Here is a 16,178-nt window from a genome sequence, read left to right as displayed (position 1 = left end):
GGGCTTGCCGTCTGGCGGACATCGTGGGGCAGAAAAAAGAACCCGGCGCGGATGCGTCGGGCCTGCTTCTCTGACCGTGGATGAGGGGCGCCTAAGAGACATGATATGGCATGTCAACGCTTAGTGTTGTAATAATATTTCAAAATAGGAAGAAAATTCAGAATTTATAATTTCCTTGCGCGGCCACGCGACAGGAGGTTGCCTCCGAAACCATGTATATTGCCGCTTCGCGTAATTTCGTGTCGCCTGTGCTCCTTGTGCGATGGCCTCTTCGCGCGTGCATCCCCCCTGCAACCAGTCTGCAATCTCGCGAACCCCGATCGCACGCATAACGGGCAGGGCGGGATCGAGTCGGCGGGCGAGCAGAGCCCTGACTTCTTCCACGGCGCCGGCATCCATCATCTGGACAAAGCGCGCATCGCATCGCGCATAGAGCTCCTCACGCGGGGGGAGCAGAATCAGGGGGTGCAGAGCGACGGTATCGCCCAGTCCGCCTTCACGCGCTTCCTGCCATTCGGCCATCGGCCGCCCGGTGGAACGGATGACTTCCAGTGCCCGTGCCACGCGCGTGGCATCGTTGGCGTTGAGCGCCGCGGCCCGGGCGGGGTCTTCACGGCAGAGCGCGGCATAAGCATCGGCGAGGGGCAGGGCGCGCACCTGTTCGCGAATGAACGGATCGATCGGCGGGATCGGGGCAATACCCTCCAGCAGAGTGCGGATGTAGAGCCCGGTGCCGCCAACCAGGATGGGCACTGCGCCCTCGGCATGCAACGCGTGGATTTCCATTGCCGCCGCCAGCGCCCAATCGGCGGCGGAACAGGCGACAGCGCCATCCCAGGTGCCGAACAGGCGGTGTTCTATCCCCTGCATCTCCTGCGCCGACGGACGGGCGCTGAGCACTGCGAGATCGGCATAGACCTGCGCGCTGTCGGCGTTGATAACCACCGCGCGGCGCCCTTGTTGTACGAGTGCACGTGCGAGGGCGACAGCACAATCGCTCTTGCCGCTCGCGGTCGGCCCTGCAATGAGCGCCAGCGGCGGCAGCCCGGTCGTCATAATACGGAGATTCCCTTGCTCATCGCCCGCCTGATAGCAGACCCGCACGCCTATTCGACAACTCTTGATCAGGCCACCGCCGCGCTGGAAGCGCACGGGATGCGTGTAGCCATGGCCCAACTGGTCGATGCCAACAGCCCGGTCCTGCAGATTTCCTTGCCCGAAGGCGATGCGGCAACGGTCGCGGGCATTCTGGACGAGCATTTCCGCCCATCGGACCTGCTGCTGACCGATGAGGAAATCCGCGTCCCGCATGTTTTCGTATCTGACATGGATTCGACCATGATCGGGCAGGAATGCATTGACGAACTGGCCGATTTCGCCGGGATCAAGCCGCAGATTGCCGAGATCACCGAGCGGGCGATGCAGGGGGAACTGGATTTCGAAAGTGCGCTGCGCGAGCGTGTGCTGCTACTGCGGAATCTGGCGGAAGAGGCGATTTCCGAATGCCTCAGCACGCGTATCGTTCCGATGCCCGGCGCCAAGACGCTGGTCGCGACTTTGAAAAGCAAAGGTTGCCGCACGGTGCTGGTGACAGGCGGTTTCCATCAGTTCGCCGATCCGGTGGCGGAGCAGCTCGGTTTCGAACGCGTGGTGGGCAACCGGCTCGAAGTTTCAGGCGGCGTGCTCACTGGAGGGCTGGTCGGCGCGATTACCGACAGCAGCGTGAAGAAGGCGGTCCTGCTCGAAGAGATGGCCCATCTGGGCGATGCCGGGGTCAGCTTGGCCACAGGGGATGGCGCCAACGACATTCCGATGCTGGAAGCGGCGACGTACGGCATTGCCTATCGTGCCAAGCCCAAGGCACGCGCAGCCGCCAATGGCTGGATCGATCGCGGCGATCTGACCGCGATCCTCCATCTGCTGCGGATTCCTGAAGCTGAATGGGTCGGCTGACCCGCGTCGCCTCTGGCAACAAAAAAGGGCATCGTGAGACGATCACGATGCCCTTTTTCTTGACCTGTTAAGGACTAAGCTTCAGCTTTCCATCCAGTCGCGGAAGAAACTCTCGCTTGCTTCGCGCAGATCGGCCAGTGGCACCGCAACGCTTGCGCCGGAAATCATGACGCCGCCGGTCGTGCCGATCTGCACGGCTTCGATACCCTGTTCTTCGGCTGCTTTGAGCACGGCCTCGGCGTCGCGGGTCGTCACCAGATAGCGCCCCTGATCCTCGCCGAAACAGAATGCGGCGGGATTTTCAGCGCCGGACAGAGTGACCTGCGCGCCGATGTTTCCTGCGAGCGCCATTTCCGCGATTGCGACAAGTGCGCCGCCATCCGAAATATCGTGCACGGCCGTGACTGCGCAATTGCCGATCAGCCTGCGGATAAATTCGCCGTGGCGCCGTTCCGCATCGAGATCGACCACCGGGGCCAGGCCTTCTTCGCGGCCATGGCATTCACGCAGCCACAAGCTCTGGCCGAGGTGGCCGGCGGTCTGGCCGATCAGGATCAGCGCTTCGCCTTCGGTCTTGAAAGCGATTGTGGCCATGGTGGCGGAATCGTCCAGCAGTCCGACGCCGCCGATAGCCGGTGTCGGCAAGATCGCGGAGCCGCCGCCGGTGGCCTTGGATTCGTTGTAGAGGGAGACGTTGCCGCTCACGATCGGGAAATCGAGCGCGCGGCACGCATCGCCCATGCCCTCAAGGCAGCCCACGAACTGCGCCATGATCTCCGGACGTTGCGGATTGGCGAAGTTGAGGCAGTTGGTCACTGCCAGCGGGCGCCCACCCACGGCGGAAATGTTGCGATAGGCTTCGGCAATCGCCTGCTTCCCGCCCTCGTAGGGATTGGCGTAGCAATAGCGCGGGGTGCAGTCGGTGCTGATCGCCAGCGCCTTCTTCGTGCCATGGACACGGACCACTGCCGCATCGCCACCCGAAAGCTGCAACGTATCCGCGCCAACCTGGCTGTCATACTGCTGCCAGATCCAGCTTCGCGATGCGAGATCGGCGCTGCCCATCAGCTTGAGCAGGTCCGAGCCCACATCTGCGCTCACGGGCGTTTCGGCAAGATCGCTGATCCCGGCCCAGGCCGCGTATTCCTCTTTCGAAATATAGGGACGATCGTATTCCGGTGCTTCATCGGCCAGCGGGGCGAGGGGGATGTCGCACACCACTTCGCCATTCCATTCCAACACCATATGGCCAGTATCGGTCACTTCCCCGATGACCGCGAAATCGAGTTCCCACTTGCGGAAGATCGCTTCGGCCATGGCTTCCTTGCCCGGCTTGAGTACCATGAGCATCCGCTCCTGGCTTTCCGACAGCATCATTTCGTACGGCGTCATGCCCTCTTCGCGGCAGGGCACCTGATTCATGTCGAGCCGGATGCCCGCACCGCCCTTGGATGCCATTTCGACGCTGGAGGAAGTGAGGCCCGCCGCGCCCATATCCTGAATGGCGACGATGGCATCGGTCGCCATCAGTTCGAGGCAGGCTTCGATCAGGAGCTTTTCGGTGAAGGGATCGCCGACTTGCACGGTGGGGCGCTTTTCTTCCGAATCCTCGCCGAAATCGGCGCTGGCCATGGTCGCGCCATGAATCCCGTCACGCCCGGTCTTGGATCCGACATAGACGATCGGATTGCCGACGCCGGTCGCGGCGCAATAGAAGATCTTGTTCGTATCGGCGACGCCCACCGTCATCGCATTGACCAGGATGTTGCCGTCGTAAGCCGGGTGGAAATTGGTCTCCCCGCCCACTGTCGGTACACCCACGCAATTACCGTAGCCGCCGATCCCGGAAACGACGCCTTTGACCAGATGCTTCATCTTGGGATGGTCGGGGCGGCCGAAGCGCAAGGCGTTCATATTGGCCACGGGGCGCGCGCCCATGGTGAAAACATCGCGCAGAATGCCGCCGACGCCGGTGGCCGCACCCTGATACGGCTCGATATAGCTGGGGTGGTTATGGCTCTCCATCTTGAAGATGGCGGCCTGGCCATCGCCGATATCAATGACACCGGCATTCTCGCCCGGCCCCTGAATCACCCAGGGGGCTTCGGTCGGCAGTTTCTTCAGGTGGAGTCGCGAGCTCTTGTAGGAGCAATGCTCCGACCACATGACCGAAAAAATACCCAGTTCCACAAGGTTCGGCTCGCGGCCGAGCGCATGGAGGACGTGGCTATATTCCTCGGGGGAGAGGCCATGGGCCTCGACAACAGCGGGCGTGATCGTGTCGGCGGTATTAGGCATGTCCGGGCCCTTAGCGGGGGAACCTCGCTCCTGCTAGCCCCAGCGCGCTTGACCGGCCCGCATATGCCCGCCAAAGCTGGCATCCATGGCGCAAGAGGCCCCCGATATTTCGCAGATGAGCTTCGAAGACGCGCTCCGCGCGCTGGAAGACGTGGTTCGCATGCTTGAAAGCGGCGATGTGCCGCTCGACGAATCGATTGATCTTTATGAACGGGGCGAAGCGCTTCGCATGCATTGCCAGAAACGGCTCGATGCCGCGCAGGCGCGTATCGAAAAGATCGTCGCCGGGCCCGGTGGCACGGTCAGAGGCGCGGAAGCGTTCGATCCGGAAGGCCGGACCGGGGCCTGATGTCCACGCCCGACGCCACCGATGGCGGCTTGCTGGCGGACAATCTCGCCCAGATCGCCAGCGATATCGATTCGCTGTTCGATTCGCTGCTGCCGATTCCGGATGACAAGCATGCCCGGCTGATCGAGGCGATGCGTTATGCCGCGATCGGCGGGGGCAAGCGGTTGCGGCCACTGCTGCTTGTCGCCACAGCCGAAATGTATGGCGTCCACCGCGCTGCGGCCATGCGCGCCGCCTGCGCGATAGAGGCGATTCACGTCTATTCGCTGATCCATGACGATCTGCCGTGTATGGACGACGATGACCTCCGCCATGGCAGACCCACCGTGCATAAGGCTTTTGACGAAGCGACGGCGGTGCTGGCGGGCGATTCGCTCCATGCCATGGCGTTTGCGATCCTGTCGGACGAAGCGACCAGCGGCGATCCGTTCGTGCGCTCCGAACTGGTGCAAACGCTGGCTTTGGCCGCTGGTGCGCATGGTATGGCGGGGGGGCAGATGATCGATATGGCCGCCGAGATCGAAGAGTTCGATCTGCATACCATCACCCGGTTGCAACAGCTCAAGACCGGGGCGCTGCTTGCCGCATCGGTCGAAATGGGAGCGATTATCGGGCGCATTCCGCCCGAAGGCCGCGCACATCTGCGCGCTTATGCACGCGATATCGGCCTTGCCTTCCAGATCGTGGACGATCTCCTCGACTATGAAGGGGACGAAGCGAAAGCGGGGAAAGCGCTGCGCAAGGATGCGGGCAAAGGCAAGCAGACGTTCGTTTCGCTTCTGGGGGCGCAACGCGCGCGGGATCAGGCGGAAATGCTGGTGGCGCAGGCCAGCGATCATCTTGCCAACCACGGGACGGAAGCCCGGCTGCTGCGGGCACTGGCGCGCTATATCGTTGAAAGGGATCATTGATGAGCGAACGGATTGGTGTTTACCCGGGTACGTTTGATCCGATCACGCTGGGCCATGCCGATATCATCCGGCGTGGCGCCAAGCTGGTCGACCGCCTGATTATCGGGGTGACGACCAATCCTTCGAAGAATCCGATGTTCACGCCGCAGGAGCGCATGGCCATGGTCGAACGCGAAGTGGCCATGCTCGGGCTGGATAACGTGTCGGTGGTCGGCTTCAACGCGCTGCTGATGAAATTCGCCGAAAAACAGGGGGCCAGCATGATTATCCGCGGCCTGCGCGCAGTGGCGGATTTCGAATACGAATATCAGATGGCCGGGATGAACCAGCAGTTGAACGCGAAAATCGAAACGGTTTTCCTGATGGCCGATGTCAGCCTGCAACCGATCGCGTCCAAGCTGGTTAAGGAAATCGCGCTGTTCGGCGGAGATATCAAGCCGTTCGTAAGCCCCGAGATTCGCGGCGAAGTGGTGGCCCGCGTCGCCGAGCGGGGCCAGCTTGGGGACTACTGACCCACGATCGTTCATTGCGTTGACAGTCGCCGCTGGCTAAACGGCGCGGCGGATTGCCAATCTGCGCGCCCTGCGCTCGATAAACCCCGATTGCCAGAGAACCCGATGACGAAAGCCCTGATCTCTACTGCCTTGGCCCTTTCTCTCGCCCTTGCTCCGGGATTCGCTGCCGCGAAAGACAAGAGCAAGAAGAAAGGCCAGGAAATCGCGGCACCCGCGCGCATCTATGCTCCGGTCAATTACAATGTGAACGAGGATCTGGATAATATCCTGCTTCTCGATCTCTCCACCGGGGAACGCGTCGCCATCCGCCTGATGCCGGACTGGGCGCCGCATCATGTCGAACGGATCAAGGAACTGGCGCGCCAGGGGTTCTATAACGGCGTGATTTTCCACCGCGTGATCGATGGCTTCATGGCCCAGACGGGCGATCCCACGGGAACCGGCCGGGGCGGTTCGCAACTGCCGGACATCCAGGCCGAATTCAACGATCTGCCGCATGTTCGCGGTTCGGTGTCAATGGCCCGCGCCGCATCGGATGATAGCGCCAACAGCCAGTTCTTCATCGTTTTCTACCCGCGTTTCGCGCTTGACCGGCGATACACCAATTTCGGCCGGGTGATCGCCAATATGGATGCCGTCGATCGGGTCCAGCGGGGCGAACCACCGCAGAACCCGACGAAGATCGTGCAAGCGTCGATCGCTTCCGATCGCAAGGCCCCGCCTGCTTTCGTTCCGCCAGCGCCCGATGCGCAGCCGATCACGGCTGAGATGCTGAAGTCTTCCCAGGTTCAGTAGCTTCCCATCGCGCGGTGTTGCGCCTAGAGGCGCGCGATGCGCGTTGATTTGTTTGATTTCGAACTCCCGCCGGAACGCATTGCGCTCCGGCCCGCACGGCCCCGCGATTCCGCTCGCATGCTGGTGGCGCAAGGGAAGGGCAATCCGGCCTTCGCCGATCTGACGGTGCGCGATTTGCCGGCGCAATTGCGCCGGGGCGATGTCCTGGTGTTCAACGACACCAAGGTTATCCCGGCCCAGCTCGAAGGGCGGCGAGGGGAAGCCCGCATCGGGGCGACGCTGCACAAGCGGATCGATCTGCGCCGCTGGCAGGCGTTCGTCCGCAACGCCAAGCGGTTGCGTGAAGGCGATCTGATACAATTTCCGCAGGATGTGGCCGCGATTGCAGAAGCGCGCCATCCCGATGGCAGCTGGACGCTGGCCTTCACCGGGGAAGAGCCGGTGGAGATTCTGCTCGAACGGGCAGGAACGATGCCGCTGCCCCCTTACATCGCAGGCAAACGGCCGACCGATGCTTCGGACCGGTCCGACTATCAGACCATTTTTGCCCGTGAGGAAGGGGCGGTTGCCGCGCCCACGGCAGCGCTTCATTTCACACCGGATCTGCTGGCCGCGCTGGATGCGGCAGGCATCGACCGGGAAACGCTTACCCTGCATGTGGGCGCGGGCACTTTTCTGCCGGTGAAAGCCGATGACACGCAGGAACATCGGATGCATGCCGAATGGGGGCGCATCGACAGTGCCATGGCCGACCGGCTCAATCGGGTGCGTGCCAATGGCGGCAGAGTGATCGCGGTGGGAACGACTTCCCTACGCCTGCTGGAAAGCGCCACGGGTGAAGACGGCGTGATCCGTGCCTTTGCCGGGGACACCGATATCTTCATCACACCCGGATACCGCTTCCGCGCGATAGATGGTCTGATGACCAATTTCCATTTGCCGCGGTCGACGCTTTTCATGCTCGTTTCGGCCCTGATGGGGCTGGAAACGATGCAGGCGGCTTATACCCATGCCATTGCGGAAGGATACCGCTTCTACAGCTATGGCGATGCGAGCCTGCTGCTGCCCTGAGCGATTGCAATAACAGGCAAATTGCCGAATATCGGGGGAATGGAGCCCATTCTCGATATTCGCGGTCTGACCAAGAGCTACAGCGGCGGCCTCAAAGCGCTCGACAGTGTCGATCTGCAGGTGCGCAAAGGTGAAATCTTTGCGCTTCTGGGGCCGAACGGTGCGGGCAAGACGACCTTGATCGGTGCGGTTTGCGGGATGGTTCGGCCGACTTCGGGCACGATCCATGCCTTTGGTCTCGATATGCGCAGGCATTGGCGTGCCGCGCGCCAGCGGATCGGATTGGTTCCGCAGGAACTGGGATTCGATATGTTCGAAACGGTGGACCGGCAGGTGCGCTATTCGCGCGGCCTGTTCGGCCGGGCGCCGGATGAGGAACGCATCACCCGGATTCTGTCGGCCTTGCAATTGCTCGACAAGCGGCACGATCAGATTCGCAAGCTTTCGGGCGGCATGAAGCGGCGCGTGCTGATTGCCAAGGCGCTGAGCCACGATCCCGATCTGTTGTTCCTCGACGAGCCGACGGCCGGGGTCGATGTCGAACTGCGGCGCGATATGTGGCGGTTGATCGGCGATCTGCGCGAGCAGGGCGTGACCATCATTCTCACCACCCATTATATCGAAGAAGCCGAGGAAATGGCAGACAGAGTGGGGATTATCGACAAGGGCCGAGTGCTGCTGGTCGATGAGAAGGAGGCAATGATGGCCCGCCTCGGCCGGACGGAGGCCCGCTTCGCACTGGAGCATCCGCTTACTGCGCTTCCGCCTGCCTTGGCGGCTTACAATCTCGCCTTGGCCGATGGCGGCCACACGCTGGTCTATCGCGGGGGTGACGGGACAGGGAAAGGCAAGGCCGAAGTGGCGGCCATCGCCCGGATCATGATCGAACAAGGGCTGTATTTCCGCGCTCTCGATCAGAAGGAATCCAGTCTGGAGGATATCTTCGTCGAACTGATGACAGAACGGGAGGCCGCAGCATGATCAACTGGCGTGGCACCTGGGCGATCTACAAGCAGGAAGTTCTGCGGGCGTGGCGGACCGTGTTCGGCACGATCGTGTCGCCGGTGTTGACGACGAGCCTCTATTTCGTGGTGTTCGGCGCGGCCATTGGCGGGTAGATGCAAGCGGTGAACGGCGTCAATTACGGCGCATTCATCGTACCGGGCCTGCTGATGCTGACCCTGTTGAGCGAAAGCACATCCAACGCCAGCTTCGGCATTTACATGCAGCGCTTCACCGGCTCGGTCTACGAACTGCTTTCCGCCCCGGTCGGGGTCACTGAAACGCTGATCGGCTTTGTCGGCGCGGCCGCGACCAAGAGCCTGATTCTCGCCGCGATCATTCTCGCCACGGCGAAGATTTTCGTCGATTACACGATTGTCCATCCCATTCTGGCGGTCGGCTATATCATGCTGGTCGCCGCGTCGTTTTCGCTTCTGGGGTTCATTCTCGGCGTATGGGCCGAAGGGTTCGAAAAGCTGCAGATGATCCCGATGCTGGTGCTGATGCCGCTGACGTTTCTGGGCGGCACGTTCTATTCCATCGATATGCTGGCCGAACCGTGGCGTTCCATCGCGCTGTTCAACCCCATCGTCTATCTGGTGAATGGGCTGCGCTGGACGTTCTACGGGGCGTCGGATGTGAACATCCTCGTTTCCGCAGGATCGACATTCGCATTTCTGGCCGTGTGCATCACGGTCATCGCCGTGATTTTCAAGACCGGTTGGCGTCTGCGCAACTGAAGCGATCAGCCGGTGAAATAGCCCCAGATCAATCGCGCTGTCAGCAGCAGTGAAATCGTGACGAGCAGGGGGCGAATCAATCGCGCGCCAAAGCGGATGGCGCTGTGCGAGCCCAGCCAACTGCCTGTGATCGTGCCGATAGCCATGCACAGGCCGAGCGTCCATAGGACCTGGCCGCCGGCCACGAACATCAGCAGGCTGCCCAGGTTGCTGGTGGTGTTGAACAGCTTGGTGAGCGCCGATGCGCGCGTCAGCCCTAGGCCGCGTAGAGCGACAAGCGACGTGGTGAAGAAGCTGCCCGCACCGGGGCCGAAGAAGCCATCGTAAAAGCCGATCCCGCTCGCGATCGGGACGTAGCCCTTGCGTGACAGCAGTTCGCGCCGGTCCGTATCGTCCATGCGCGGGGAAAAGATGACATAGGCTGCGCACAACACCAGCAGGACGGGGACGACGAGGTTCAGGATTTTGGCCTCCAGCGCTTGCACCGCCAGGGCCCCAAGGCCGGAAGCGATGAAAACGCAGGCGACCGTGCCCAGATGCGGGCGGATTTGCAGCAAGCCCTTGCGGCGATAGGTGTGGGTCGCCATCGCGACGCCCATCGATGATTGCAGCTTGTTAGTACCCAGCGCCAGATGCGGGGGCAAACCGGCGGAAAGCAGCGCGGGCATGGTCAACAGCCCGCCGCCGCCAGCCACGGCATCGATGAAACCCGATACCACGCAAACGGCCGTCAGTGCGGCATAGACCCAGAGTTCGATTTCCAAAAACGTCTCACTTGCACTGCGTTGTGGCGGACCGGAAAAGCGGCCTGTGCTCGTCGGGCACTGGCTCGTTTGTGGATCGCGTCCAGCCCACTGTTCATCCCGTTCGCTTGTCTGGTCAACGGTTTGCGCTGGACTTTCACCGGCTGATCGGACGTCACTATGGGGTCTCGTTCAGGTTGGTGACGGGTCCTCGTGGTATGCGGGGACTCTCACCCTCAAGCACAGGGCGGGACGACGCATCACGATGGATCACATGACTCCCCCTCCGTTCCTGCCTTCGACGTTTCGTATCGGTGCCGCCGCCGGTATTTTACTGGCCACGCCCGCATTCGCTGAATTGCCTGCCCCCGTGAAGGCGATGGTCGATAGTGCGGTAGAGACGGGCGATACCCAAAAGGTCGAAACGGTGATCGAGATCGCCAAGAAGACAAATCCGGACCAGGTGGCTGAACTGGATGCGATCCTGTCCGATTTTCGGGCCGAGCGCGCGCGTCTGGCAAACGAGGAAGCCCGCAAGAAGGAGGAGCAGATTCGCCACGCCGGGGTGTTCGAACGCTGGAGCGGCAGAGGGCAGGTCGGCGCTTCGCTGTCATCCGGCAACAGCGACAACGCCGGTGTTTCGGTTGCCCTGTCGCTGGAGCGGACCGGGATCGACTGGCAGCATCGGTTGAGGATGACGGCTGATTATCAGCGGAGCAATGGCGTCACCTCGACAGAGAAGTATCTTGCCGCTTACGAACCGCGCTATCAGATCAACCGCCGCCTCTTCACTTATGCCCTGGCCCAGTACGAGCGGGATAAGTTCCAGGGGTTTTCCTCGCGCTATTCGGTTTCCGGCGGGCTCGGTTACAAGGTGCTCGACAACAAGGCGCTCCAGATGTCGGTGCAGGTCGGCCCGTCCTGGCGGCATGTCGATTTCACCGATGGCACACAAGGCAGCAGTCTCGGGGTTCTCGCCGGGCTGGATTTCGACTGGCAACTGGCGAAGAATCTCAAGTTCACGCAGAATGCCAATCTCGTTGCGGATGGAGGCACGTCTGCGAGCGTCATCATCGATTCGAATTCCACCACCATGGCGCTGACAAGTGGGCTGGAGGCGAAGATCAGCGATCACTTCACGACGCGCTTCTCCTACACCATCGATTACAACAGCAATCCGGCCGAAGGCGCGGTTTCGACTGACACGTTGACCCGGATCACGCTGGTTTACGGGTTCTGAAGGCGGCGCAGCGCCAATCGTCGATTGCCCTCTCAACAGGCCCGGTCTAGCGGATGAGCGATGACACGCTTCTCCTTTTCCATACATGCCCGCGACGGGAAAGCGCGCACGGGCACCATTCAGATGCAGCGCGGCGATATCCGCACCCCGGCTTTCATGCCGGTCGGCACCGCTGCCACTGTCAAGGCGATGAAGCCCGAAGACGTGCGCCGCACTGGCGCCGATATCCTGCTGGGAAACACTTATCATCTGATGCTGCGCCCCAGCGCTGAACGGGTGGCGCGGCTTGGCGGCCTGCACAAGTTCATGAACTGGGATCGCCCCATCCTGACCGATAGCGGCGGCTATCAGGTGATGAGCTTGTCTTCGCTGCGCAAGATCACCGAGGAAGGAGTGCGCTTCTCCAGCCATCTCGACGGGTCGAAGCATATGCTCACCCCCGAACGTTCGATGGAAATCCAGCGGTTGCTCGGCTCGGATATCGTCATGGCGTTCGACGAATGCCCCCGGGTCGACCAGTCGCGCGATGTCATCTTCCGGTCGGTGGAAATGTCGATGCGGTGGGCCCGGCGTAGCCGCGATGGCTTCGATGCGGGTGGGGACCACGCCCGGCGTGCGGCTCTGTTCGGTATTCAACAGGGCGCTCTGGATGAAGATATGCGCCGGTACAGCGCCGATGCGCTGCGCGATATTGGTTTCGATGGTTATGCTATCGGCGGTTTGGCCGTGGGTGAAGGGCAGGAGGCGATGTTCGCCACGCTCGATTTTGCCCCGGGGCAATTGCCGGATGACAAGCCGCGTTACCTGATGGGCGTCGGCAAGCCCGATGATCTCGTTGGCGCGGTAGAACGCGGGGTGGACATGTTCGATTGCGTGCTGCCGAGCCGGTCAGGCCGCAACGGGCAGGCGTTCACTTGGGCCGGTCCGCTCAACATCCGCAACGCAAAGCATGCGGAAGATACCGGCCCGCTGGACGAACGCTGCACCTGCCCGGTCTGCGCGACCTACAGCCGGGCCTATCTGCACCACCTGGTGAAATCGGGTGAGATCCTTGGTGCGATGCTGATGACGGAGCATAATCTGTCCTTTTACCAGCAACTGATGCAGGCCATGCGCGATGCGATTGCCGAAGGGCGTTTTGCGGCTTTTGCAGCGGATTTTCGACGCGATTATCTGAAGTGAATCGATTGAAAGGGGGAGGAACTCACTCTCCCTTTTTGTCCGCTGTCATCACAGGCAAACAAAAAAGGCGGCCCCGAAGGACCGCCTTTTCGTATTCCGTAGCCGGAAACCGATCAGCGCGAATAGAATTCGACGACCAGGTTCGGTTCCATCTTCACCGGATAGGGCACTTCGTCGAGCGAGGGAACGCGCACGAAAGTGGCCTTGTCGTTGCCGTCGGTGGCAACGTATTCGGGAATCTCACGCTCGGGCAGGCTCTGCGCTTCGATGATCAGCGCCATTTCCTTGGCCTTGTTGCCGAGGCTGATCACGTCACCCGGAACGATACGGCGGCTTGCAATGTTGCACTTCACGCCGTTCACGCGGATATGGCCGTGCGAAACGATCTGACGGGCCGCGAAGATGGTCGGTGCGAACTTGGCGCGGTACACGACCATGTCGAGACGCTGTTCGAGCAGACCGATGAGGTTCTGGCCGGTATCGCCCTTCATCCGCGCAGCTTCCTGATAGGTGCGCTTGAACTGCTTTTCGGTCACGTCGCCGTAGTAGCCCTTGAGCTTCTGCTTGGCGCGGAGCTGGATGCCGTAGTCGGACAGCTTGCCCTTGCGGCGTTGGCCGTGCTGACCCGGGCCGTAGCTGCGGCGGTTGACCGAGCTCTTGGGGCGCCCCCAGATGTTTTCGCCCAGACGGCGGTCAATTTTGTACTTGGATGCCTTGCGCTTTGACATGCGCAGTCCTTTCAATCTGCATATCCGGGCGACGTGCCCGAACTTCAACCCGGAACCGCACCATCCCGCCATAGGCAGGATGCGATCGCCGCTTCACCGGGGTGCGGGATCAATTGCGAAGGGGCGCCTATTGCGAGGGCGCGGCAGAAAGTCAAGGCTTTCCGCGGGAATCTTTGGGGCCTTTTTCCAGCGCGCTGAGCACGCCGCGCATCGTGCGCACTTCAAGGTGGTTCCAGCGCGGCTTGGTGAGGATATTGCGCAAGGTGCGCGCCGTCGCCGCAGCGCGCGCTTGGGGCAGGAAAAAGCCGCACGGCTTCAGCAGGCGGGTGAAATGGTCGATCATTCCATCCAGTTCGGCCTGCGGGGCAGGGGGGAGTTCCTCTTCCACCGTGGGCACGGCCAGCGCTTCGTGCTTCGACCATTCATAGGCGCACAGGATCACGGCCTGCGCAAGATTGAGCGAGCCGAATTCCGGATTGATCGGCACCGTGATGATGGCCTTGGCGATCGCCACGTCATCGGTTTCGAGTCCCGACCGCTCCGGCCCGAACAGGATCGCATGGCGGCCGGGCAGGGCAGCGATGTCTTTCGCAGCCTGTTCAGGCGTGAGCACCGGCTTGGTCACACCGCGCTTGCGCACCGTTGTGGCATAGACATGTTCGCAATCGGCCACGGCCGCGGCCACATCGGGGAAGACCCGTGCCTTTTCCAGCACCACATCGGCGCCCGAGGCTGCCGGGCCGGCGGAAGGATTGGGCCACCCGTCGCGCGGAGCGACCAGGCGCATCTCGGCCAGCCCGAAATTGAGCATGGCGCGGGCGGCCTTGCCGATATTCTCGCCCAGTTGTGGGCGGACGAGAACGATAACCGGCTTGTCAGCCCTTGCTGCCATCGCGCCCACTCACAGCCTGCACCGAGCTTGCGAACTCCTCGAAATCCCGCGCTTCGCTGAAATCGCGATAGACCGATGCGAAGCGGATATAGGCGACGCTGTCCAACTGGCGGAGCCCTTCCATCACCATTTCGCCGATCCGGGCGGATTCGATTTCGCTTTCGCCCAGCGTTTCGATCTGGCGCTGGATTCCCGAAACGAGCTGATCGAGCCGTTCCTGCGCGATCCCGCGCTTGCGGCAGGCGAGCGCGACCGACTGCTCGATCTTGGAGCGGTTGAACGTTTCGCGCTTGTCACCGCTTTTGAGCACGGTGACATCGCGCAATTGCACCCGTTCGAACGTGGTGAAGCGGGCGCCGCAGCTTTCGCATTGGCGCCGCCGCCGGATAGCCGTGTTGTCCTCCGTCGGACGGGAGTCCTTTACCTGGCTGTCATCATGCGCGCAGAACGGGCAACGCATGGATCACATGCCCGGATAGACGGGGAACGACTGGCACAGTTCCTCGACCTGAGCGCGGACGCGCTCCTCGACCTGGCCATCGCCTTCTTCGCCATTACGCGACAGACCGTCGACGACCTGGGCAATCAGTGCGCCGACCTTGCGGAATTCTTCGGCGCCGAAGCCGCGCGTCGTCCCCGCCGGGGTCCCGAGACGGACACCCGAAGTGACGAAGGGCGAACGCGTGTCGAACGGAATGCCGTTCTTGTTGCAGGTCAGCCATGCCCGGTCGAGGCCCTTTTCAGCGGCCTTGCCGGTCACGTCCTTGGCGGTGAGATCGACCAGCATCAGGTGGTTGTCGGTGCCGCCCGAAACGATGCGCAGGCCCTGTTCTTCCAAGCTTGCGGCCAGAGCGCGGGCGTTCTGCACCACGGCCTTGGCATAGGCCTTGAATTCGGGACGCAACGCTTCACCGAACGCCACGGCCTTGGCCGCGATCACATGGACCAGTGGGCCACCCTGCAGGCCGGGGAAAACGGCCGAATTGAACTTCTTGGCCAGCGCCTCGTCATTGGTGAGGATGATGCCTGAACGGGGGCCACGCAGGCTCTTGTGCGTCGTGCTGGTGACGACATGGGCATGCGGGAAGGGCGAGGGATGCTCCCCACCGGCGACGAGGCCGGAGAAGTGCGACATATCGACCATCAGGTAAGCGCCCACTTCGTCGGCGATTTCGCGAAAGCGTGGGAAATCCCAGATGCGCGAATAGGCGGTGCCGCCGGCGATGATCAGCTTGGGCTTGTTGGCGCGCGCGATGGCGGCCACTTCGTCCATGTCGATCAGTTCGTCATCCTTGCGCACGGTATAGGGCACCGGGTTGAACCACTTGCCCGACATGTTGACCGGCGAACCATGCGTGAGGTGGCCACCCGCATTGAGATCGAGGCCCATGAACGTGTCGCCCGGCTGCAGCAGCGCGAGGAACACGGCCTGGTTCATCTGGCTGCCAGAATTGGGCTGCACATTGGCGAAGTCGCAGCCAAACAACTGCTTGGCGCGTTCGATGGCCAGCGTTTCGACAACGTCCGCATAATCGCAACCGCCATAGTAACGCTTGCCCGGATAGCCTTCGGCATACTTGTTGGTGAAGACCGAGCCGGTGGCTTCCAGAACGGCCTTGCTGGCGATGTTTTCGCTGGCGATCAGTTCGATCTTGTTGCGCTGACGCTTGAGTTCATTGGCGATCGCTTCGGCGATCTCGGGATCGGCCTGTGCCAGCGTATCGTTCCAGAAACGGTTCATGGTGTCGGTGCTCATCAG

The 16,178-nt window shown here is 61.9% G+C and carries 16 protein-coding genes and 1 pseudogene; 10 read left to right on the top strand and 7 right to left on the bottom strand.

Annotation, left to right across the window (positions count from 1 at the left end; genetic code table 11):
• Nucleotides 1-120: 120 nt before the first annotated feature.
• Complete coding sequence (miaA, locus tag K5X80_RS10915; RefSeq protein ID WP_222557772.1) at nucleotides 121-1,056, bottom strand: tRNA (adenosine(37)-N6)-dimethylallyltransferase MiaA; 936 nt, start codon at nucleotides 1,054-1,056, stop codon at nucleotides 121-123.
• Nucleotides 1,057-1,071: 15 nt separating this feature from the next.
• Between miaA and serB the strand changes: the two genes are divergently transcribed.
• Nucleotides 1,072-1,953, top strand: coding sequence for a phosphoserine phosphatase SerB (serB, locus tag K5X80_RS10910; RefSeq protein ID WP_222557771.1), 882 nt, complete (start codon nucleotides 1,072-1,074; stop codon nucleotides 1,951-1,953).
• An 81-nt stretch (nucleotides 1,954-2,034) separates the two neighbouring features.
• On the opposite strand, the gene purL is transcribed toward serB, so the two are convergent.
• On the bottom strand, nucleotides 2,035-4,251 hold the full coding sequence (gene purL / locus K5X80_RS10905; protein WP_222557770.1) for a phosphoribosylformylglycinamidine synthase subunit PurL: 2,217 nt from the start codon (nucleotides 4,249-4,251) through the stop codon (nucleotides 2,035-2,037).
• 85 nt (nucleotides 4,252-4,336) lie between these two features.
• Between purL and K5X80_RS10900 the strand changes: the two genes are divergently transcribed.
• The 7 genes and pseudogenes from K5X80_RS10900 (at nucleotide 4,337) to K5X80_RS10870 (ending at nucleotide 9,634) form a co-directional block, all read left to right on the top strand.
• Nucleotides 4,337-4,600, top strand: a complete 264-nt coding sequence (locus tag K5X80_RS10900; RefSeq protein WP_222557769.1) for an exodeoxyribonuclease VII small subunit — start codon at nucleotides 4,337-4,339, stop codon at nucleotides 4,598-4,600.
• Nucleotides 4,600-5,511 (top strand): polyprenyl synthetase family protein, encoded by a 912-nt coding sequence (locus K5X80_RS10895; protein ID WP_222557768.1) that lies wholly within the window; start codon nucleotides 4,600-4,602, stop codon nucleotides 5,509-5,511. The genes K5X80_RS10900 and K5X80_RS10895 overlap by 1 nt, the downstream gene beginning before the upstream one ends.
• Nucleotides 5,511-6,023 (top strand): pantetheine-phosphate adenylyltransferase, encoded by a 513-nt coding sequence (coaD, locus tag K5X80_RS10890; protein WP_222557767.1) that lies wholly within the window; start codon nucleotides 5,511-5,513, stop codon nucleotides 6,021-6,023. Before K5X80_RS10895 ends, coaD begins: the two co-directional genes overlap by 1 nt.
• A 105-nt stretch (nucleotides 6,024-6,128) precedes the next feature.
• Nucleotides 6,129-6,821, top strand: coding sequence for a peptidylprolyl isomerase (locus K5X80_RS10885; RefSeq protein WP_222557766.1), 693 nt, complete (start codon nucleotides 6,129-6,131; stop codon nucleotides 6,819-6,821).
• Between the two features lie 36 nt (nucleotides 6,822-6,857).
• Entirely contained in the window at nucleotides 6,858-7,892 is a 1,035-nt protein-coding gene (gene queA, locus K5X80_RS10880; RefSeq protein WP_222557765.1) for a tRNA preQ1(34) S-adenosylmethionine ribosyltransferase-isomerase QueA, read from the top strand.
• 39 nt (nucleotides 7,893-7,931) lie between these two features.
• Nucleotides 7,932-8,873: an ABC transporter ATP-binding protein gene (locus K5X80_RS10875; RefSeq protein WP_222557764.1), complete on the top strand. Its 942-nt coding sequence runs from the start codon at nucleotides 7,932-7,934 to the stop codon at nucleotides 8,871-8,873.
• Nucleotides 8,870-9,634, top strand: a pseudogene (locus tag K5X80_RS10870) (ABC transporter permease). The gene K5X80_RS10875 and the pseudogene K5X80_RS10870 overlap by 4 nt, the downstream one beginning before the upstream one ends.
• Before the next feature lie 5 nt (nucleotides 9,635-9,639).
• Here K5X80_RS10870 and K5X80_RS10865 read toward each other — a convergent pair.
• Nucleotides 9,640-10,398: a TSUP family transporter gene (locus tag K5X80_RS10865; RefSeq protein ID WP_222557763.1), complete on the bottom strand. Its 759-nt coding sequence runs from the start codon at nucleotides 10,396-10,398 to the stop codon at nucleotides 9,640-9,642.
• A gap of 253 nt (nucleotides 10,399-10,651) precedes the next feature.
• Here K5X80_RS10865 and K5X80_RS10860 point away from each other — a divergent pair, with 253 nt between their 5' ends.
• Complete coding sequence (locus K5X80_RS10860) at nucleotides 10,652-11,617, top strand: DUF481 domain-containing protein (protein WP_222557762.1); 966 nt, start codon at nucleotides 10,652-10,654, stop codon at nucleotides 11,615-11,617.
• A gap of 60 nt (nucleotides 11,618-11,677) precedes the next feature.
• The gene (gene tgt / locus K5X80_RS10855; protein WP_222557761.1) at nucleotides 11,678-12,799 is read left to right on the top strand and encodes a tRNA guanosine(34) transglycosylase Tgt; all 1,122 of its coding nucleotides are present in this window, start codon (nucleotides 11,678-11,680) and stop codon (nucleotides 12,797-12,799) included.
• A 113-nt stretch (nucleotides 12,800-12,912) separates the two neighbouring features.
• Here tgt and rpsD read toward each other — a convergent pair whose 3' ends face one another.
• The 4 genes from rpsD to glyA form a co-directional block, all read right to left on the bottom strand.
• Complete coding sequence (gene rpsD, locus K5X80_RS10850) at nucleotides 12,913-13,527, bottom strand: 30S ribosomal protein S4 (protein ID WP_222557760.1); 615 nt, start codon at nucleotides 13,525-13,527, stop codon at nucleotides 12,913-12,915.
• Between the two features lie 151 nt (nucleotides 13,528-13,678).
• Complete coding sequence (locus K5X80_RS10845) at nucleotides 13,679-14,419, bottom strand: RNA methyltransferase (protein ID WP_222557759.1); 741 nt, start codon at nucleotides 14,417-14,419, stop codon at nucleotides 13,679-13,681.
• On the bottom strand, nucleotides 14,403-14,879 hold the full coding sequence (nrdR, locus tag K5X80_RS10840) for a transcriptional regulator NrdR (RefSeq protein WP_222557758.1): 477 nt from the start codon (nucleotides 14,877-14,879) through the stop codon (nucleotides 14,403-14,405). Before nrdR ends, K5X80_RS10845 begins: the two co-directional genes overlap by 17 nt.
• Before the next feature lie 3 nt (nucleotides 14,880-14,882).
• Nucleotides 14,883-16,175, bottom strand: coding sequence for a serine hydroxymethyltransferase (gene glyA, locus K5X80_RS10835; RefSeq protein WP_222557757.1), 1,293 nt, complete (start codon nucleotides 16,173-16,175; stop codon nucleotides 14,883-14,885).
• Nucleotides 16,176-16,178 lie beyond the last annotated feature (3 nt).

It is taken from the genome of Caenibius sp. WL, assembly GCF_019803445.1.
GTDB lineage: Bacteria > Pseudomonadota > Alphaproteobacteria > Sphingomonadales > Sphingomonadaceae > Caenibius.
The sequence above is the reverse complement of the archived record's forward strand: the minus strand, read 5'-3'. Positions and strand labels throughout refer to the sequence as shown.